Below are 18027 nucleotides of genomic sequence, written 5' to 3'. Positions count from 1 at the left end.
AACTCCAGAAAAGGGGATGGCAATACAGTGGCCTATTGAAGCAGAGATAGGCAAGGAATGCCGTTGAAAAACACTAATGGGGTTGGCTGCTGCAATAGAGAGGAACTAGCAGACCTGCTGGATGCGCGGACCCTGTGGGAGCGGGTTCACCCGCGATTACGTTAGTGAACCTACCATCGTCATCGCGGGTGAACCCGCTCCCACAGGGTCCGTGTCAGTCCAGAAGATCGATCTGCAAATGCTCCGCCACCGCTTCCGCCGAGGCGATCTTCAACTTCGGCACCCGCCCAAGGCACGGTGCCGGCAGACGCTCGGCCAGGCTGGCCAGGTTCTCTTCCAGTCGCGAGGTCCGCGGATCGACGATGTTCGCGACCCACCCCGCCAATTGCAGGCCATCCCGGGCGATTGCCTCGGCGCTGAGCAACGCATGGCTGATGCAGCCGAGCCGCACGCCCACTACGAGGATCACCGGCAGTTTCAGGGCGATCGCCAGGTCCGACAGATTGGCATGATGGGACAACGGCACGCGCCAGCCACCGGCACCTTCGATCAGGGTGAAATCCGCGCCCGCGGCCAACACCTCGCGCATGGGGCCGAGCAGGCCCGCCACACTCAGGTCGACGCCGGCCTCCCGCGCTGCCAGATGCGGGGCAATGGCCGGTTCGAAAGCGAAGGGATTGATCCGCTCATAAGGCAGCTTGACGCTGCTCTGCGCCATCAACGCGAGGGCGTCGCTGTTGCGCAGCCCCTTGGGCGTGACCTCGCAGCCCGAGGCCACCGGCTTGGCGCCCAGAGTGCTGAGCCCGGCCAGTTGCGCCGCATGCAACAGCCCGGCGGCGACGGTGGTCTTGCCGACGTCGGTGTCGGTTCCGGCGATGAAATAGGCCGCGCTCATCTCACTCCCCTTCCGTCAGCGGCTTGCGCAAGACGCCATAGACCACCTGGTAGGTCGCCGGCAGGCCCTGCGCCTGGCGAAACTGCTCGTAAGCCTGCAACAAGCCTTGCATCCGCGCCCGCCCGGTCAGCCCGGCGGGACGCCCGGGATTGAGGTTGTGCGCACCCAGGGCCTTGAGTTCATGGGTCAGGCTGCGCACATCAGGGTAGTGCAGCACATGGGGTTGTGCGCGCAGGTCGAGCACCTCCAGCCCGCTTGCGCCGCACAGGCGCTGGTAATCCTCGAAGCGGCGGAAACGATTGACATGCACCAGGCCGTCCACCGCCTCCCAGCTCGACCGCAGCTCCTGCAAGGTACCGACGCACAGGCTGGAAAACGCCAGTACGCCGCCAGGTTGCAGCACCCGGCGCGCCTCGCCCAGCACGGCGCGAAAATCCGCGCACCATTGCACCGCAAGGCTGGAAAACACCAGGTCGGCACAGGCCGGGCGCAGCGGCAGGCGCTCGGCATCGCCAGCGACGTGATACGCCGCGCCCCCTGCATCGCGGGCATGGCGCAGCATGCCTTCGGCGATATCCACCGCCACACCGACTCCCTCGGCATAACGCCCCTGCAACGCCCGGCTGAAGTAGCCGGTACCGCTGCCGAGATCGATCCAGCAACGCGGCACCAGTTCCTGCGGCACACGCTCCAGCAACTGGCTGCCTACCGCCCGTTGCAGCTCGGCAACGCTGTCATAACTGGCGGCGGCACGGGAAAAGGACGCGGCAACCTGGCGCTTGTCGGGCAAGGCGCCGGGCAGGGCCGGTCGGGATAGATCAGTCATCGCCACTCTCATGCAGGAAGGTCTTGATATTGGCTGCCAGCTCTTGCGGATACTCGAGGATGAAAGCGTGGGAGGCCCCCTCGACCAGGCCCACCTCGACATCCGGCAGCCACTCGCTAAGGGCCCGGGCAGCCTGGGCCGGCACCAGCTCGTCGGAACCGGCGAACAAATGCAGTTGCGGCCCGGTATAGGCCTGCAATGCCGCACGGGTGTCCAGGCGCCCGAGCACCTCCAGGCCCTTGACCAGCAGCACCGGGTCGGTATCGGGCACGCCGATGCCCAGTTGCCGCAGCACGCTGCGCGGCTCCTGGGCTCCCTCGCTGCACAGCGACTTGAAGCGCTTGAGCGTCACCGCCGTATGGCTGCGACAGCCGTCCACGAAGGTCTCGAAGGTGTCCGGCGGCATGCCGTCCGGCCAGTCGGCGCGGGCGACGAAGCTGAGGTTGCTGGCGAAGGTCAGCAGCCCGCAACAGTGATCGCCACGCCGCGCCGCCAGCTCGGCAGCGAGCATGCCGCCCAGCGACCAGCCACCCAGCCAGGTGTCCTTGGGCAGCCTTCGGTCCAGCTCGTCGAGCCAGGCTTGCGGGTCGTCGCTGACCAGGCTGGGCAGGGCCGCCAGTTCGACCCGGAGTCCGGCATCCTGTGCCCTCAAGCTTGCCGCCAGCGGTTCCAGCGCGGCGCTGCCCAGGCCCCAGCCCGGCAGAAGAATCAGATGGTTACGCATCGACAGGCTCCAACAGCGGATAGCACTCGGCCAATGCATTCAACAATAGCTGGACCTGCGCGGCGCTGTGCGCAGCCGTTAGCGTTACACGCAAGCGGGCGCTGCCGGCGGGCACGGTGGGTGGACGGATGGCGGTGACCAGCAGCCCGCGCTCGCGCAACATCCGCGACAGGTGCAAGGCGCGCCCGGCATCGCCGATCATGATCGGCTGGATCGGCGTGAAGCTGTCCATCAGCTCCAGCCCGATTGCCTCGGCGCCACCGCGGAACTGGGCGATCAGCGCGGCCAGGTGCTCGCGGCGCCAGTGTTCGTCGCGCAGCAGGGCCAGGCTTTTCAGGGTGGCGCAGGCCAGCGCCGGAGGCTGGCTGGTGGTGTAGATATAAGGACGGGCGAACTGCACCAGGCTTTCGATCAGATCCTCGCTGCCGGCGACAAAGGCGCCTGCGGTGCCGAAGGCCTTGCCCAGGGTGCCGACCAGCACCGGCAGTTCGTCCAGGCTCAAGCCGAAATGCTCGGCCACACCGCCGCCCTTGCGCCCCAGGGTACCGAAGCCATGAGCGTCATCGACCATCAGCCAGGCCCCCTTGGCCTGGGCACGGTTCACCAGTTCGGGCAGGTCGGCGATATCGCCGTCCATGCTGAAGACACCGTCGGTCACCACCAGGGTATTGCCTTCGGCCTTGTCCAGGCGCTTGTCGAGGCTGTCGGCATCGTTGTGCAGGTAGCGGTTGAAACGTGCGCCGCTGAGCAGGCCGGCGTCCAGCAGGGACGCATGGTTGAGACGGTCCTGCAGCACGGTGTCGCCCTGCCCCACCAGCGCGGTGACCGCGCCGAGGTTGGCCATGTAGCCGGTGGTGAACAACAGCGCTCGCGGGCGTCCGGTGAACTCGGCCAGGGCTTCTTCCAGCTGGTGATGCGGCGTACTGTGGCCGACCACCAGGTGCGAGGCGCCACCGCCCACGCCCCAGCGTTCGGCGCCGGCACGCCAGGCAGCGATCACCTCGGGGTGATTGGCCAGGCCCAGGTAGTCGTTGCTGCAGAAGGCCAGCAGCGACTGCCCGTCCACCACCACCTGCGGACCCTGCGGACTCTGTAGCAACGGGCGCTGACGGTACAGGTCAGCGGCGCGCCGTTGTTCAAGGCGCGCGCGAAGATCGAAGCTCATGCAGGCCTCAGGCCGATGCGGCGTCGTAGAACAGTTCGCTGCTCTTCTGCTCGACCAGCGCCTGCTCGATGGCCGCCTGGTGCACCTCGTCGGCATGCTCCTCGCGGGCTTCGGGCTGGATACCGAGGCGGGCGAACAAGCGCATGTCCTTGTCGGCCTGGGGGTTGGCGGTGGTCAGCAGCTTCTCGCCATAGAAGATCGAGTTGGCGCCGGCCATGAAGGCCAGCGCCTGCATCTGCTCGTTCATCTGCTCACGCCCGGCAGACAGCCGCACATGGGACTGCGGCATGAGGATCCGCGCCACCGCAAGCATGCGGATGAAATCAAACGGATCGACCTCCTCGGCGTTTTCCAGCGGCGTGCCGGCGACCTTGACCAGCATGTTGATCGGTACCGACTCGGGATGCTCCGGCAGGTTGGCCAGCTGGATCAGCAGGCCGGCGCGGTCATCCAGCGACTCGCCCATGCCGAGGATGCCGCCGGAACAGATCTTCATCCCGGCGTCGCGCACATAGGCCAGGGTTTGCAGGCGCTCGGCGTAGGTGCGGGTGGTGATGATGCTGCCGTAGAACTCCGGCGAGGTATCGAGGTTGTGGTTGTAGTAGTCGAGACCGGCGTCGGCCAGGGCCTGGGTCTGCTCCTGGTCAAGGCGGCCGAGGGTCATGCAGGTTTCCAGGCCCATGGCCTTGACCCCTTTGACCATCTCCAGCACGTAGGGCATGTCCTTGGCCGACGGGTGTTTCCACGCCGCGCCCATGCAGAAACGGGTGGAACCGATGGCCTTGGCCCGGGCGGCTTCCTCCAGCACCTTCTGCACTTCCATCAGTTTCTGCTTGTCCAGGCCGGTGTTGTAGTGACCGGACTGCGGACAATATTTGCAATCTTCCGGGCAGGCACCAGTCTTGATCGATAGCAGGGTGGAAACCTGGACGCGATTGGGGTCGAAATGCGCCCGATGCACCGACTGCGCCTGGAACAGCAGGTCGTTGAACGGCTGCTGGAACAGGGCTTTGACTTCGGCCAGGGACCAGTCGTGACGAAGCGTTGCAGTTGTGCTGGCGCTCATGGGTGTTTCCTTGTTTAGGCTTGTACTGGCGCCGGGATCGGATTGCCCGCCAGCGCATCACGGATAGTCCGCATAGTTATGGAAGGCCCATGCACTGTCAACCCGGATCTAAACATCAGGTTTACATCTGTTCAAATAACAACCAATACTGCCTTTTATGCGACGAACCGTCCGAGCAGGCTCAGCCCATCTGCATGCCCTGTGAAAGTGAATTGCCGTGGTTGGATGAACAGTGCCGGGTATGCGCCCTGCCCTTGCCGATCGACGGCCTGCTCTGCGCCCAGTGCGCGCGACGGCGTCCGGCGTTCAGGCGGGTGCTGGTGCCGTGGCACTACGGATTTCCGCTGGATGCCCTGATCACCCGTTTCAAGCACCAGCGCCAATGGCCGCTGGGCCGGTTGCTGGCGCAGATGCTCGGCAACTGGCTGGCCCATCGTTTCGCCGAAGGGCTGCCACGCCCGGCCCTGCTGCTACCGGTGCCGATGGCCAGGCAACGTTTGCGCCAGCGCGGCTACAACCAGGCCGCGATGCTTGGCCAATGGATCGCGGCGCAGTTGTCGATTTCCTGCGACCCTGACTTACTGACCCGCCCTGTCGAGACCATCGCGCAACAGGAACTGGATGCCCGTGCGCGCAGGCGCAACCTCGCCAACGCCTTCGCCATCGTCCGGCCCGAGGCCGTCGAAGGCCTGCATGTGGCCCTGGTGGACGATGTCATGACCACCGGCGCCACCGCCCAGGCCCTGGCCCGGCTGTTGCGCGACGCCGGCGCGGCGCGGGTGGACGTCTATTGCCTGGCACGCACGCCGCGCCCCGGCAGCGCTTGACTTGGCAGGGTCAGGCGGGCACTTTCCTGCCGATCATCGCCAGCCTTGGTACCGGTTCCCATGTCATTGCCTACGCCCCTGTCCCAGCACATCGTCCGTCGCCCGCAACGCATCGCCCTGTTGCAGCACATCGATGAGCAAGGCTCCATCACACGTGCCGCCAAGGCAGCGGGGATGAGTTACAAGGCCGCCTGGGATGCCATCGACGAACTCAACAACCTGGCCGCCCGGCCATTGGTGGAGAGAAGTGCCGGGGGCCGTGGCGGTGGTGGCGCTCAGCTGTCGGACGAAGGCCGCCGAGTGCTGCGCCTGTACCAGCGTTTGCAGGTTCTTCAGGCGCAGGTCCTTGAGGAAGCCGAAGACAGCAGCGACCTCGACCTGATCGGGCGCCTGATGCTGCGCACCAGCGCGCGTAACCAGTTGCATGGACAGGTCAGCGCCATCCACCCGCAAGGCCGCAACGACACCATCGAACTGACCCTGCCCGGCGACCTGCGCATCCAGGCGCAGATCACCCGCGACAGCACCCAGCGCCTGGAACTGCAGATCGGCACCACCGTGGTCGCCCTGATAAAGGCCGGCTGGCTGCAACTGGCCAGCCGCGACGCTGCGGTCGCGCACGGCAGCAACTGCCTGGAAGCGCGTATCGACGAGGTGCAGGAAGATCCCCAGGGCGCCAGCGAACTGCGCCTGAGCCTGGGCAGCGGACAGACCCTGTGTGCGTTCGCCGAGCCGGACTGGCTGAACACCCACAGCCTTGGCGTCGGAAGTTTCGTACAGGTCACCTTCCTTCCTACCTACGTTCTTCTCGGAATACCCGCCTGAAAAACGCCACAAAACTGTCATAGGGCCTGATTAAGGTGACTGCCACGAACCGCAGGGAGCCTGACATGAACCTATTAGAAGAAAACCAGCCGACCGACCTCGAGCAACTGGTCGGCCTCAGCCGTCGCCGTTTCATCGGTGCCGGCGCCTTGTGTGGAGCGGCGCTGTTTCTCGGCGGCAGCCTGCTGAGCCGCAGCGTGCTGGCCAACAGTGTCAGCGCCGCGTCCGGCAGCCCGTTGCTCGGATTCAGCGCGATTGCTTCCTCCACCGCCGACGGCATCAGCCTGCCGCCGGGCTACAAGGCTTCGGTGCTGATCAGCTGGGGCCAGCCCCTGCATCCCGGAGCGCCGGCTTTCGACCCGTCCGGCAAGGGCACGGCCAAGGCCCAGGAAGTGCAGTTCGGCGACAACAACGACGGCATGAGCCTGTTCCCCTTCCCGGGCGATGAAAACCGCGCGCTGATGGCGATCAACAACGAGTACACCAACTATCGCTACCTGTTCGATCACGGCGGCCAGCCGGCCAACGCCGAGGACGTGCACAAGGCCCAGGCGGCCGAGGGTGTGTCGGTGATCGAAGTGCAGCGCAGGAACGGCCAATGGCAGTTCGTCCAGGACTCCAGGTACAACCGGCGCATCCACGGCAACACCCCGATGCGCATGAGCGGCCCGGCGGCCGGCGATGCCTGGCTGCGCACCGCCGCCGACAACAGCGGCAGCAAGGTCCTCGGCACCTTCCAGAACTGCGCCAACGGCAAGACGCCCTGGGGCACCTACCTGACCTGCGAAGAAAACTTCACCGATTGCTTCGGCAGCAGCGATCCGCAGCAGGCCTTCGATGCCGGACAGAAGCGCTATGGCGCCTCGGTGGCGGGCAAGGAGGTCGGCTGGCACCAGCATGACCCGCGCTTCGACCTGGCGAAAAACCCCAACGAGTTGAACCGCCATGGCTGGGTGGTGGAAATCGATCCGTTCGATCCGCAGTCCACCCCGGTCAAGCGCACCGCCCTCGGCCGTTTCAAGCACGAAAACGCAGCACTGGGCGAAACCCGCGACGGCCGCGCCGTGGTGTACATGGGCGACGATGAGCGCGGCGAGTTCATCTACAAGTTCATCAGCCGCGAGCGCATCGACCACAAGAACCCCACCGCCAATCGCAACCTGCTGGACCACGGCACCCTGTACGTGGCCCGCTTCGACGATGGCGACGGCAACCCCGGGCATCCGAAGGGCAAGGGCCAGTGGCTGGAACTCACCCACGGCAAGAACGGCCTCAACGCGGCCGCCGGTTTCGCCAGCCAGGCGCAGGTCCTGATCCACGCGCGGCTGGCCGCCAGCGTGCTGAAGGCTACGCGCATGGACCGTCCGGAATGGATCGTAGTCAGCCCGAAGGACGGGCAGGTCTATTGCACCCTCACCAACAACGTCAAGCGCGGTGAAGAAGGCCAGCCGGTCGGCGGCCCGAACCCTAGGGAGAAGAACGTCTACGGGCAGATCCTGCGCTGGCGCGAAACAGGTGATGACCATGGCTCGATGACCTTCGACTGGGATCTCTTCGTGGTCGCCGGCAATCCGCAGGTGCATCCAGGAACGGCCAAAGGCGGCTCGGGCAACGTCACCGCACAGAACATGTTCAACAGCCCCGACGGCCTGGGCTTCGACCCGGACGGCCGGCTGTGGATCCTCACCGACGGCGACTACAGCAATGCCGGGGATTTTGCCGGCATGGGCAACAACCAGATGCTCTGCGCCGATCCGGCGACCGGGGAGATCCGCCGTTTCATGGTCGGGCCGGTAGCTTGCGAGGTGACCGGAATCGCCTTTGCGCCGGACCAGAAGACCCTGTTCGTCGGTATCCAGCACCCGGGCGAAACCGGCGGCTCGACCTTCCCCGAGCACCTGCCGAATGGCAAGCCACGGTCGTCGGTAATGGCGATTACCCGGGAGGATGGCGGCATCATCGGCGCCTGACACAAAGGACTGGTTAACACAAAACCCTGTGGGAGCTGGCTTGCCAGCTGCCACAAGGTTCTCTGAATGCCTTGAGAATTGGACCTCTCCAGGAAACAGCCCCTGGGTTACCATGCCGGAATCGATGCGGCCCTTTTCCCCGCCGCGCAGCCGGAGTCGCGCATGTCCCACCCCTTCGATACCCTCACCCCCGATCTGGTCCTGGATGCCATCGAAAGCCAGGACCTGCTCAGCGATGCCCGCGTGCTGGCACTGAACAGCTACGAGAACCGCGTGTACCAGGTCGGCATCGAAGACGCCGAGCCGGTGATCGCCAAGTTCTACCGCCCCGGCCGCTGGAGCGATGCCGCCATTCTCGAGGAACATGCCTTCACCGCCGAATTGGCCGGGTGCGAAGTGCCCGTGGTCGCCCCGCTGCTGCATAACGGCAAGACCCTGTTCGAACACGCCGGTTTTCGTTTTGCGCTGTTCCCCCGTCGTGGCGGTCGTGCGCCGGAGCCAGGCAATCTCGACCAGCTCTATCGCCTCGGCCAGTTGCTCGGCCGCCTGCATGCGGTCGGTGCCAGCCGTCCTTTTGTCGAGCGCGAAAGCCTCGCTGTGGATAACTTTGGCCACGCCTCGCTGAGCACCCTGCTGGAAGGCGACTTCGTGCCGAAAAGCCTGCTTCCGGCCTTCGAATCCGTGGCTCGCGACCTGCTCAAGCGCATCGAGGCCATCTACGCCCGCACACCGCACCAGCAGATCCGCCTGCATGGCGACTGCCACCCCGGCAACCTGATGTGCCGTGACGAGGTATTCCATATCGTCGACCTCGACGACTGTCGCATGGGCCCCGCAGTCCAGGACCTGTGGATGATGCTCGCCGGCAGCCGCGAAGAGCGCCTCGGCCAGCTCGCCGAGCTGATGGATGGCTACAACGAATTCCACGATTTCGATCCCCGCGAGCTGGCCTTGATCGAGCCCCTGCGCGGCCTGCGCCTTTTGCACTACAGCGCCTGGCTGGCGCGGCGCTGGGACGATCCGGCGTTCCCGCGCAGCTTCCCTGGTTCGGCCAGGAGCGCTATTGGGGCGACCAGATCCTGGCATTGCGCGAGCAGTGCGCGGCACTGGAAGAAGAGCCACTGAAATTGTTCTAGAAGCGGCAGGACCTCTGTCTACAATAGCGCGCAACCCGTTAGCCCAAGCAAGGATCCTCATGACTGCCGCCAACCCGCGCCGCGGGTACATTCTCGGCCTGACCGCCTACATCATCTGGGGCCTGTTCCCCATCTACTTCAAGCTCCTGCAAAGCGTCCCGGCGGTGGAAATCATCGTCCACCGGGTGCTGTGGTCGGCGCTGTTCGGCGCGGCGTTGCTGCTGGTCTGGAAACACCCCGGCTGGTGGCGCGAGCTGCGCGAGAACCCGCGGCGCCTGGCCATCCTGGCCCTGAGCGGTTCGTTGATCGCCTTCAACTGGCTGACCTACGTCTGGGCGGTGAACAACGGGCGCATGCTCGAAGCCAGCCTCGGCTACTACATCAACCCGCTGGTCAACGTGTTGCTGGGCATGCTCCTGCTCGGTGAGCGCCTGCGCCGCCTGCAATGGGTCGCGGTGGGCCTGGCGGCGGCGGGCGTGGCGCAGCAGGTGTGGCAAGTGGGCAGCCTGCCGTGGGTATCGCTGGCCCTGGCGCTGAGCTTCGGTTTCTATGGGTTGATCCGCAAGCAGGCGCCTGTAGCGGCCTTGCCCGGCCTTGTAGTGGAAACCTGGATGCTGGTGCCGATCGCCATCGGCTGGCTGCTGCTCAACCCGATGGCCAGCAGCGCCCAGCCGGAGTTCTATACCACAAGCCAGGCGTTGTGGCTGATGGCTGCCGGGCCGGTGACCCTGGTGCCGCTGGTCAGCTTCAACGCGGCGGCCCGCCATCTGCCCTATACCACCCTGGGCTTCCTGCAGTACCTGGCGCCGACCCTGGTGCTGCTGCAGGCAGTGCTGCTGTTCGACGAGCACCTGTCGAGCAGCACCCTGGTTGCGTTCATGTTTATCTGGGCCGGCCTGGCCCTGTACAGCGTCGATGCCTGGCTGAGCCTGCGCAAGCGCGCCTGATCAAAAAACGATCAAGCCGCTACAGGCCACGTGATTCGTGGCCTGTAGCAACCTCTCCCAAGGTTATCCACACCCTCATCCCGCGCTTTGTGGGCAGGCGGGCCAGGACGATATGGACGATGTTGTCGGCCATGTCGTGCTCACCGGCGGAGATGAAGATCTTGGTGCCGGTAACCTTGTAGGAACCGTCGGCCTGGGGCTCGGCCTTGGTACGCAGCATGCCCAGGTCGGTACCGCAATGCGGCTCGGTCAGGCACATGGTGCCGGTCCATTCGCCGGTCACCAGCTTGCTCAGGTAGGTGTGCTGCTGTTCGGCGGTACCGTGGGCGGAAAGCGTGTTCATCGCGCCATGGGACAGGCCCGGGTACATGCCCCAGGACCAGTTGGACTCGCCGACCATCTCGCTGATGGCCAGGCCCAGCGACTCCGGCAGGCCCTGGCCGCCGTGCTCGACGTCGTGGGCCAGGCTCGGCCAGCCGCCTTCGACGAACTGCTTGTAGGCTTCCTTGAAGCCGGTCGGGGTCTTAACGCCGGATTCGCTCCAGGTGCAGCCTTCCAGGTCACCCACGCGGTTCAGCGGTGCCAGCACCTGCTCACAGAACTTGGCGCCCTCTTCGAGGATGGCGTCGACCATGTCCGGCGTGGCGTCCTGGCAACCCGGCAGGCTCTGATAGTGCGCTTCATAGCCGAGCAGTTCATCACGGACGAAACGAATATCACGCAAGGGGGCTTTGTAGTCAGGCATAGCGATGAACCTCTGCTGATGAATCCTAGTTGGGTTGAAAGACCACGCCGAGCAGTTCGGCCTTGGGGTCAAACGATTGTTTGAAACATACGTTTACGCCCATGCCTTGTCAACACCCGGCCAATGACACTTCTGCCATCGTCCAGACGAACTACGAACGTAGGAAAAGTCTTTGCAGCAGGTAGCCGAACGCCTGGCAGGAAAGCCAAGGCGCTGATGCATAAAGAGTAGGGAAGAAAGATGAAGCCTGAGGCGTCGCGCCTCAGGCGTAGGTATCGATCAAGGTGCCGAGCATTTCGTCCGATGCTTTGGCCACTTTGACACCGAGTTCGACCTGATGCTTGCCCAAGGCCTGCTCGACGCTGGTGGTGGCCATGTCCATCTGCTGGCTGCGATCCACGGCGCGCAGGCGCTCGGCCTGGAAATCGCTGGATTGACTGGTGGCGGCCCGCTCCACGGTGTTATTGGCGATCTGGCTGGCGGCCTGGTCGACGCGCTGCTGTCCGGCCTGAATGGCGCCCAGGCCGGCATAGAATGCAGAACTGCCCGAGATTTCCATTTCAAAACTCCAGAAAAGGGGATGGCAATACAGTGGCCTATTGAAGCAGAGATAGGCAAGGAATGCCGTTGAAAAACACTAATGGGGTTGGCTGCTGCAATAGAGAGGAACTAGCAGACCTGCTGGATGCGCGGACCCTGTGGGAGCGGGTTCACCCGCGATTACGTTAGTGAACCTACCATCGTCATCGCGGGTGAACCCGCTCCCACAGGGTCCGTGTCAGTCCAGAAGATCGATCTGCAAATGCTCCGCCACCGCTTCCGCCGAGGCGATCTTCAACTTCGGCACCCGCCCAAGGCACGGTGCCGGCAGACGCTCGGCCAGGCTGGCCAGGTTCTCTTCCAGTCGCGAGGTCCGCGGATCGACGATGTTCGCGACCCACCCCGCCAATTGCAGGCCATCCCGGGCGATTGCCTCGGCGCTGAGCAACGCATGGCTGATGCAGCCGAGCCGCACGCCCACTACGAGGATCACCGGCAGTTTCAGGGCGATCGCCAGGTCCGACAGATTGGCATGATGGGACAACGGCACGCGCCAGCCACCGGCACCTTCGATCAGGGTGAAATCCGCGCCCGCGGCCAACACCTCGCGCATGGGGCCGAGCAGGCCCGCCACACTCAGGTCGACGCCGGCCTCCCGCGCTGCCAGATGCGGGGCAATGGCCGGTTCGAAAGCGAAGGGATTGATCCGCTCATAAGGCAGCTTGACGCTGCTCTGCGCCATCAACGCGAGGGCGTCGCTGTTGCGCAGCCCCTTGGGCGTGACCTCGCAGCCCGAGGCCACCGGCTTGGCGCCCAGAGTGCTGAGCCCGGCCAGTTGCGCCGCATGCAACAGCCCGGCGGCGACGGTGGTCTTGCCGACGTCGGTGTCGGTTCCGGCGATGAAATAGGCCGCGCTCATCTCACTCCCCTTCCGTCAGCGGCTTGCGCAAGACGCCATAGACCACCTGGTAGGTCGCCGGCAGGCCCTGCGCCTGGCGAAACTGCTCGTAAGCCTGCAACAAGCCTTGCATCCGCGCCCGCCCGGTCAGCCCGGCGGGACGCCCGGGATTGAGGTTGTGCGCACCCAGGGCCTTGAGTTCATGGGTCAGGCTGCGCACATCAGGGTAGTGCAGCACATGGGGTTGTGCGCGCAGGTCGAGCACCTCCAGCCCGCTTGCGCCGCACAGGCGCTGGTAATCCTCGAAGCGGCGGAAACGATTGACATGCACCAGGCCGTCCACCGCCTCCCAGCTCGACCGCAGCTCCTGCAAGGTACCGACGCACAGGCTGGAAAACGCCAGTACGCCGCCAGGTTGCAGCACCCGGCGCGCCTCGCCCAGCACGGCGCGAAAATCCGCGCACCATTGCACCGCAAGGCTGGAAAACACCAGGTCGGCACAGGCCGGGCGCAGCGGCAGGCGCTCGGCATCGCCAGCGACGTGATACGCCGCGCCCCCTGCATCGCGGGCATGGCGCAGCATGCCTTCGGCGATATCCACCGCCACACCGACTCCCTCGGCATAACGCCCCTGCAACGCCCGGCTGAAGTAGCCGGTACCGCTGCCGAGATCGATCCAGCAACGCGGCACCAGTTCCTGCGGCACACGCTCCAGCAACTGGCTGCCTACCGCCCGTTGCAGCTCGGCAACGCTGTCATAACTGGCGGCGGCACGGGAAAAGGACGCGGCAACCTGGCGCTTGTCGGGCAAGGCGCCGGGCAGGGCCGGTCGGGATAGATCAGTCATCGCCACTCTCATGCAGGAAGGTCTTGATATTGGCTGCCAGCTCTTGCGGATACTCGAGGATGAAAGCGTGGGAGGCCCCCTCGACCAGGCCCACCTCGACATCCGGCAGCCACTCGCTAAGGGCCCGGGCAGCCTGGGCCGGCACCAGCTCGTCGGAACCGGCGAACAAATGCAGTTGCGGCCCGGTATAGGCCTGCAATGCCGCACGGGTGTCCAGGCGCCCGAGCACCTCCAGGCCCTTGACCAGCAGCACCGGGTCGGTATCGGGCACGCCGATGCCCAGTTGCCGCAGCACGCTGCGCGGCTCCTGGGCTCCCTCGCTGCACAGCGACTTGAAGCGCTTGAGCGTCACCGCCGTATGGCTGCGACAGCCGTCCACGAAGGTCTCGAAGGTGTCCGGCGGCATGCCGTCCGGCCAGTCGGCGCGGGCGACGAAGCTGAGGTTGCTGGCGAAGGTCAGCAGCCCGCAACAGTGATCGCCACGCCGCGCCGCCAGCTCGGCAGCGAGCATGCCGCCCAGCGACCAGCCACCCAGCCAGGTGTCCTTGGGCAGCCTTCGGTCCAGCTCGTCGAGCCAGGCTTGCGGGTCGTCGCTGACCAGGCTGGGCAGGGCCGCCAGTTCGACCCGGAGTCCGGCATCCTGTGCCCTCAAGCTTGCCGCCAGCGGTTCCAGCGCGGCGCTGCCCAGGCCCCAGCCCGGCAGAAGAATCAGATGGTTACGCATCGACAGGCTCCAACAGCGGATAGCACTCGGCCAATGCATTCAACAATAGCTGGACCTGCGCGGCGCTGTGCGCAGCCGTTAGCGTTACACGCAAGCGGGCGCTGCCGGCGGGCACGGTGGGTGGACGGATGGCGGTGACCAGCAGCCCGCGCTCGCGCAACATCCGCGACAGGTGCAAGGCGCGCCCGGCATCGCCGATCATGATCGGCTGGATCGGCGTGAAGCTGTCCATCAGCTCCAGCCCGATTGCCTCGGCGCCACCGCGGAACTGGGCGATCAGCGCGGCCAGGTGCTCGCGGCGCCAGTGTTCGTCGCGCAGCAGGGCCAGGCTTTTCAGGGTGGCGCAGGCCAGCGCCGGAGGCTGGCTGGTGGTGTAGATATAAGGACGGGCGAACTGCACCAGGCTTTCGATCAGATCCTCGCTGCCGGCGACAAAGGCGCCTGCGGTGCCGAAGGCCTTGCCCAGGGTGCCGACCAGCACCGGCAGTTCGTCCAGGCTCAAGCCGAAATGCTCGGCCACACCGCCGCCCTTGCGCCCCAGGGTACCGAAGCCATGAGCGTCATCGACCATCAGCCAGGCCCCCTTGGCCTGGGCACGGTTCACCAGTTCGGGCAGGTCGGCGATATCGCCGTCCATGCTGAAGACACCGTCGGTCACCACCAGGGTATTGCCTTCGGCCTTGTCCAGGCGCTTGTCGAGGCTGTCGGCATCGTTGTGCAGGTAGCGGTTGAAACGTGCGCCGCTGAGCAGGCCGGCGTCCAGCAGGGACGCATGGTTGAGACGGTCCTGCAGCACGGTGTCGCCCTGCCCCACCAGCGCGGTGACCGCGCCGAGGTTGGCCATGTAGCCGGTGGTGAACAACAGCGCTCGCGGGCGTCCGGTGAACTCGGCCAGGGCTTCTTCCAGCTGGTGATGCGGCGTACTGTGGCCGACCACCAGGTGCGAGGCGCCACCGCCCACGCCCCAGCGTTCGGCGCCGGCACGCCAGGCAGCGATCACCTCGGGGTGATTGGCCAGGCCCAGGTAGTCGTTGCTGCAGAAGGCCAGCAGCGACTGCCCGTCCACCACCACCTGCGGACCCTGCGGACTCTGTAGCAACGGGCGCTGACGGTACAGGTCAGCGGCGCGCCGTTGTTCAAGGCGCGCGCGAAGATCGAAGCTCATGCAGGCCTCAGGCCGATGCGGCGTCGTAGAACAGTTCGCTGCTCTTCTGCTCGACCAGCGCCTGCTCGATGGCCGCCTGGTGCACCTCGTCGGCATGCTCCTCGCGGGCTTCGGGCTGGATACCGAGGCGGGCGAACAAGCGCATGTCCTTGTCGGCCTGGGGGTTGGCGGTGGTCAGCAGCTTCTCGCCATAGAAGATCGAGTTGGCGCCGGCCATGAAGGCCAGCGCCTGCATCTGCTCGTTCATCTGCTCACGCCCGGCAGACAGCCGCACATGGGACTGCGGCATGAGGATCCGCGCCACCGCAAGCATGCGGATGAAATCAAACGGATCGACCTCCTCGGCGTTTTCCAGCGGCGTGCCGGCGACCTTGACCAGCATGTTGATCGGTACCGACTCGGGATGCTCCGGCAGGTTGGCCAGCTGGATCAGCAGGCCGGCGCGGTCATCCAGCGACTCGCCCATGCCGAGGATGCCGCCGGAACAGATCTTCATCCCGGCGTCGCGCACATAGGCCAGGGTTTGCAGGCGCTCGGCGTAGGTGCGGGTGGTGATGATGCTGCCGTAGAACTCCGGCGAGGTATCGAGGTTGTGGTTGTAGTAGTCGAGACCGGCGTCGGCCAGGGCCTGGGTCTGCTCCTGGTCAAGGCGGCCGAGGGTCATGCAGGTTTCCAGGCCCATGGCCTTGACCCCTTTGACCATCTCCAGCACGTAGGGCATGTCCTTGGCCGACGGGTGTTTCCACGCCGCGCCCATGCAGAAACGGGTGGAACCGATGGCCTTGGCCCGGGCGGCTTCCTCCAGCACCTTCTGCACTTCCATCAGTTTCTGCTTGTCCAGGCCGGTGTTGTAGTGACCGGACTGCGGACAATATTTGCAATCTTCCGGGCAGGCACCAGTCTTGATCGATAGCAGGGTGGAAACCTGGACGCGATTGGGGTCGAAATGCGCCCGATGCACCGACTGCGCCTGGAACAGCAGGTCGTTGAACGGCTGCTGGAACAGGGCTTTGACTTCGGCCAGGGACCAGTCGTGACGAAGCGTTGCAGTTGTGCTGGCGCTCATGGGTGTTTCCTTGTTTAGGCTTGTACTGGCGCCGGGATCGGATTGCCCGCCAGCGCATCACGGATAGTCCGCATAGTTATGGAAGGCCCATGCACTGTCAACCCGGATCTAAACATCAGGTTTACATCTGTTCAAATAACAACCAATACTGCCTTTTATGCGACGAACCGTCCGAGCAGGCTCAGCCCATCTGCATGCCCTGTGAAAGTGAATTGCCGTGGTTGGATGAACAGTGCCGGGTATGCGCCCTGCCCTTGCCGATCGACGGCCTGCTCTGCGCCCAGTGCGCGCGACGGCGTCCGGCGTTCAGGCGGGTGCTGGTGCCGTGGCACTACGGATTTCCGCTGGATGCCCTGATCACCCGTTTCAAGCACCAGCGCCAATGGCCGCTGGGCCGGTTGCTGGCGCAGATGCTCGGCAACTGGCTGGCCCATCGTTTCGCCGAAGGGCTGCCACGCCCGGCCCTGCTGCTACCGGTGCCGATGGCCAGGCAACGTTTGCGCCAGCGCGGCTACAACCAGGCCGCGATGCTTGGCCAATGGATCGCGGCGCAGTTGTCGATTTCCTGCGACCCTGACTTACTGACCCGCCCTGTCGAGACCATCGCGCAACAGGAACTGGATGCCCGTGCGCGCAGGCGCAACCTCGCCAACGCCTTCGCCATCGTCCGGCCCGAGGCCGTCGAAGGCCTGCATGTGGCCCTGGTGGACGATGTCATGACCACCGGCGCCACCGCCCAGGCCCTGGCCCGGCTGTTGCGCGACGCCGGCGCGGCGCGGGTGGACGTCTATTGCCTGGCACGCACGCCGCGCCCCGGCAGCGCTTGACTTGGCAGGGTCAGGCGGGCACTTTCCTGCCGATCATCGCCAGCCTTGGTACCGGTTCCCATGTCATTGCCTACGCCCCTGTCCCAGCACATCGTCCGTCGCCCGCAACGCATCGCCCTGTTGCAGCACATCGATGAGCAAGGCTCCATCACACGTGCCGCCAAGGCAGCGGGGATGAGTTACAAGGCCGCCTGGGATGCCATCGACGAACTCAACAACCTGGCCGCCCGGCCATTGGTGGAGAGAAGTGCCGGGGGCCGTGGCGGTGGTGGCGCTCAGCTGTCGGACGAAGGCCGCCGAGTGCTGCGCCTGTACCAGCGTTTGCAGGTTCTTCAGGCGCAGGTCCTTGAGGAAGCCGAAGACAGCAGCGACCTCGACCTGATCGGGCGCCTGATGCTGCGCACCAGCGCGCGTAACCAGTTGCATGGACAGGTCAGCGCCATCCACCCGCAAGGCCGCAACGACACCATCGAACTGACCCTGCCCGGCGACCTGCGCATCCAGGCGCAGATCACCCGCGACAGCACCCAGCGCCTGGAACTGCAGATCGGCACCACCGTGGTCGCCCTGATAAAGGCCGGCTGGCTGCAACTGGCCAGCCGCGACGCTGCGGTCGCGCACGGCAGCAACTGCCTGGAAGCGCGTATCGACGAGGTGCAGGAAGATCCCCAGGGCGCCAGCGAACTGCGCCTGAGCCTGGGCAGCGGACAGACCCTGTGTGCGTTCGCCGAGCCGGACTGGCTGAACACCCACAGCCTTGGCGTCGGAAGTTTCGTACAGGTCACCTTCCTTCCTACCTACGTTCTTCTCGGAATACCCGCCTGAAAAACGCCA

General features: G+C 65.4%; 17 protein-coding genes and 2 pseudogenes. 7 read left to right on the top strand and 12 right to left on the bottom strand.

The window, feature by feature from the left end:
* Positions 1 to 214 precede the first annotated feature (214 nt).
* The 5 genes from bioD (ACPFMA_RS02400) to bioB (ACPFMA_RS02380) are packed head-to-tail and all read right to left on the bottom strand — an operon-like array spanning position 215 to position 4676.
* Positions 215 to 895, bottom strand: coding sequence for a dethiobiotin synthase (gene bioD / locus ACPFMA_RS02400; protein ID WP_425929623.1), 681 nt, complete (start codon positions 893 to 895; stop codon positions 215 to 217).
* Position 896: 1 nt separating this feature from the next.
* Positions 897 to 1721, bottom strand: coding sequence for a malonyl-ACP O-methyltransferase BioC (gene bioC, locus ACPFMA_RS02395; protein ID WP_425929622.1), 825 nt, complete (start codon positions 1719 to 1721; stop codon positions 897 to 899).
* On the bottom strand, positions 1714 to 2445 hold the full coding sequence (locus ACPFMA_RS02390) for an alpha/beta fold hydrolase (RefSeq protein ID WP_420058633.1): 732 nt from the start codon (positions 2443 to 2445) through the stop codon (positions 1714 to 1716). Before ACPFMA_RS02390 ends, bioC (ACPFMA_RS02395) begins: the two co-directional genes overlap by 8 nt.
* A complete protein-coding gene (gene bioF / locus ACPFMA_RS02385) occupies positions 2438 to 3610 on the bottom strand; it encodes an 8-amino-7-oxononanoate synthase (protein ID WP_425929621.1) in 1173 nt (390 codons plus the stop codon). The genes ACPFMA_RS02390 and bioF (ACPFMA_RS02385) overlap by 8 nt, the downstream gene beginning before the upstream one ends.
* A gap of 7 nt (positions 3611 to 3617) precedes the next feature.
* Complete coding sequence (gene bioB, locus ACPFMA_RS02380) at positions 3618 to 4676, bottom strand: biotin synthase BioB (protein WP_425929620.1); 1059 nt, start codon at positions 4674 to 4676, stop codon at positions 3618 to 3620.
* 89 nt (positions 4677 to 4765) lie between these two features.
* Here bioB (ACPFMA_RS02380) and ACPFMA_RS02375 point away from each other — a divergent pair, with 89 nt between their 5' ends.
* From ACPFMA_RS02375 to rarD, 5 genes and pseudogenes are all read left to right on the top strand, one after another.
* A complete protein-coding gene (locus ACPFMA_RS02375; RefSeq protein WP_064303014.1) occupies positions 4766 to 5503 on the top strand; it encodes a ComF family protein in 738 nt (245 codons plus the stop codon).
* A 60-nt stretch (positions 5504 to 5563) separates the two neighbouring features.
* On the top strand, positions 5564 to 6328 hold the full coding sequence (locus ACPFMA_RS02370; RefSeq protein WP_420058635.1) for a TOBE domain-containing protein: 765 nt from the start codon (positions 5564 to 5566) through the stop codon (positions 6326 to 6328).
* 65 nt (positions 6329 to 6393) lie between these two features.
* Positions 6394 to 8298, top strand: coding sequence for a PhoX family protein (locus ACPFMA_RS02365; protein ID WP_425929619.1), 1905 nt, complete (start codon positions 6394 to 6396; stop codon positions 8296 to 8298).
* Positions 8299 to 8460: 162 nt separating this feature from the next.
* Positions 8461 to 9434 (top strand): annotated as a pseudogene (locus ACPFMA_RS02360) (serine/threonine protein kinase).
* Positions 9435 to 9493: 59 nt separating this feature from the next.
* Complete coding sequence (rarD, locus tag ACPFMA_RS02355) at positions 9494 to 10381, top strand: EamA family transporter RarD (RefSeq protein WP_009404173.1); 888 nt, start codon at positions 9494 to 9496, stop codon at positions 10379 to 10381.
* A gap of 91 nt (positions 10382 to 10472) precedes the next feature.
* Here the strand turns inward: rarD and ACPFMA_RS02350 are convergent.
* The 7 genes and pseudogenes from ACPFMA_RS02350 to bioB (ACPFMA_RS02320) form a co-directional block, all read right to left on the bottom strand.
* Positions 10473 to 11126, bottom strand: a pseudogene (locus ACPFMA_RS02350) (phenylacyl-CoA dehydrogenase); the annotation flags it as partial.
* Positions 11127 to 11388: 262 nt separating this feature from the next.
* Entirely contained in the window at positions 11389 to 11685 is a 297-nt protein-coding gene (locus ACPFMA_RS02345; RefSeq protein WP_425929624.1) for a pyrroloquinoline quinone biosynthesis protein PqqE, read from the bottom strand.
* Positions 11686 to 11904: 219 nt separating this feature from the next.
* On the bottom strand, positions 11905 to 12585 hold the full coding sequence (gene bioD / locus ACPFMA_RS02340) for a dethiobiotin synthase (RefSeq protein WP_425929623.1): 681 nt from the start codon (positions 12583 to 12585) through the stop codon (positions 11905 to 11907).
* A 1-nt stretch (position 12586) separates the two neighbouring features.
* Entirely contained in the window at positions 12587 to 13411 is an 825-nt protein-coding gene (bioC, locus tag ACPFMA_RS02335; protein WP_425929622.1) for a malonyl-ACP O-methyltransferase BioC, read from the bottom strand.
* A complete protein-coding gene (locus tag ACPFMA_RS02330; protein ID WP_420058633.1) occupies positions 13404 to 14135 on the bottom strand; it encodes an alpha/beta fold hydrolase in 732 nt (243 codons plus the stop codon). The genes bioC (ACPFMA_RS02335) and ACPFMA_RS02330 overlap by 8 nt, the downstream gene beginning before the upstream one ends.
* Positions 14128 to 15300: an 8-amino-7-oxononanoate synthase gene (bioF, locus tag ACPFMA_RS02325; RefSeq protein ID WP_425929621.1), complete on the bottom strand. Its 1173-nt coding sequence runs from the start codon at positions 15298 to 15300 to the stop codon at positions 14128 to 14130. Before bioF (ACPFMA_RS02325) ends, ACPFMA_RS02330 begins: the two co-directional genes overlap by 8 nt.
* A 7-nt stretch (positions 15301 to 15307) precedes the next feature.
* Positions 15308 to 16366: a biotin synthase BioB gene (gene bioB / locus ACPFMA_RS02320; protein ID WP_425929620.1), complete on the bottom strand. Its 1059-nt coding sequence runs from the start codon at positions 16364 to 16366 to the stop codon at positions 15308 to 15310.
* Between the two features lie 89 nt (positions 16367 to 16455).
* Here bioB (ACPFMA_RS02320) and ACPFMA_RS02315 point away from each other — a divergent pair, with 89 nt between their 5' ends.
* Positions 16456 to 17193 carry a ComF family protein gene (locus ACPFMA_RS02315; RefSeq protein WP_064303014.1) on the top strand — a complete coding sequence of 246 codons (738 nt, stop codon included), beginning with the start codon at positions 16456 to 16458 and terminating at the stop codon, positions 17191 to 17193.
* 60 nt (positions 17194 to 17253) lie between these two features.
* Positions 17254 to 18018: a TOBE domain-containing protein gene (locus ACPFMA_RS02310; protein WP_420058635.1), complete on the top strand. Its 765-nt coding sequence runs from the start codon at positions 17254 to 17256 to the stop codon at positions 18016 to 18018.
* Positions 18019 to 18027 lie beyond the last annotated feature (9 nt).

Source organism: Pseudomonas sp. NyZ201 (assembly GCF_049860765.1).
Classification (GTDB): Bacteria; Pseudomonadota; Gammaproteobacteria; order Pseudomonadales; family Pseudomonadaceae; genus Aquipseudomonas; species Aquipseudomonas bharatica.
This window is presented reverse-complemented; position numbering and strand designations above follow the sequence as displayed.

Excerpts from the sequence above, each read along its gene's own strand:
- bioD (WP_425929623.1), bottom strand. The coding sequence starts at position 895 with ATGAGCGCGGCCTATTTCATCGCCGGAACCGACACCGACGTCGGCAAG.
- bioC (WP_425929622.1), bottom strand. The coding sequence starts at position 1,721 with ATGACTGATCTATCCCGACCGGCCCTGCCCGGCGCCTTGCCCGACAAG.
- ACPFMA_RS02390 (WP_420058633.1), bottom strand. The coding sequence starts at position 2,445 with ATGCGTAACCATCTGATTCTTCTGCCGGGCTGGGGCCTGGGCAGCGCC.
- bioF (WP_425929621.1), bottom strand. The coding sequence starts at position 3,610 with ATGAGCTTCGATCTTCGCGCGCGCCTTGAACAACGGCGCGCCGCTGAC.
- bioB (WP_425929620.1), bottom strand. The coding sequence starts at position 4,676 with ATGAGCGCCAGCACAACTGCAACGCTTCGTCACGACTGGTCCCTGGCC.
- ACPFMA_RS02375 (WP_064303014.1), top strand. The coding sequence starts at position 4,766 with ATGCACTGTCAACCCGGATCTAAACATCAGGTTTACATCTGTTCAAAT.
- ACPFMA_RS02370 (WP_420058635.1), top strand. The coding sequence starts at position 5,564 with ATGTCATTGCCTACGCCCCTGTCCCAGCACATCGTCCGTCGCCCGCAA.
- ACPFMA_RS02365 (WP_425929619.1), top strand. The coding sequence starts at position 6,394 with ATGAACCTATTAGAAGAAAACCAGCCGACCGACCTCGAGCAACTGGTC.
- rarD (WP_009404173.1), top strand. The coding sequence starts at position 9,494 with ATGACTGCCGCCAACCCGCGCCGCGGGTACATTCTCGGCCTGACCGCC.
- ACPFMA_RS02345 (WP_425929624.1), bottom strand. The coding sequence starts at position 11,685 with ATGGAAATCTCGGGCAGTTCTGCATTCTATGCCGGCCTGGGCGCCATT.
- bioD (WP_425929623.1), bottom strand. The coding sequence starts at position 12,585 with ATGAGCGCGGCCTATTTCATCGCCGGAACCGACACCGACGTCGGCAAG.
- bioC (WP_425929622.1), bottom strand. The coding sequence starts at position 13,411 with ATGACTGATCTATCCCGACCGGCCCTGCCCGGCGCCTTGCCCGACAAG.
- ACPFMA_RS02330 (WP_420058633.1), bottom strand. The coding sequence starts at position 14,135 with ATGCGTAACCATCTGATTCTTCTGCCGGGCTGGGGCCTGGGCAGCGCC.
- bioF (WP_425929621.1), bottom strand. The coding sequence starts at position 15,300 with ATGAGCTTCGATCTTCGCGCGCGCCTTGAACAACGGCGCGCCGCTGAC.
- bioB (WP_425929620.1), bottom strand. The coding sequence starts at position 16,366 with ATGAGCGCCAGCACAACTGCAACGCTTCGTCACGACTGGTCCCTGGCC.
- ACPFMA_RS02315 (WP_064303014.1), top strand. The coding sequence starts at position 16,456 with ATGCACTGTCAACCCGGATCTAAACATCAGGTTTACATCTGTTCAAAT.
- ACPFMA_RS02310 (WP_420058635.1), top strand. The coding sequence starts at position 17,254 with ATGTCATTGCCTACGCCCCTGTCCCAGCACATCGTCCGTCGCCCGCAA.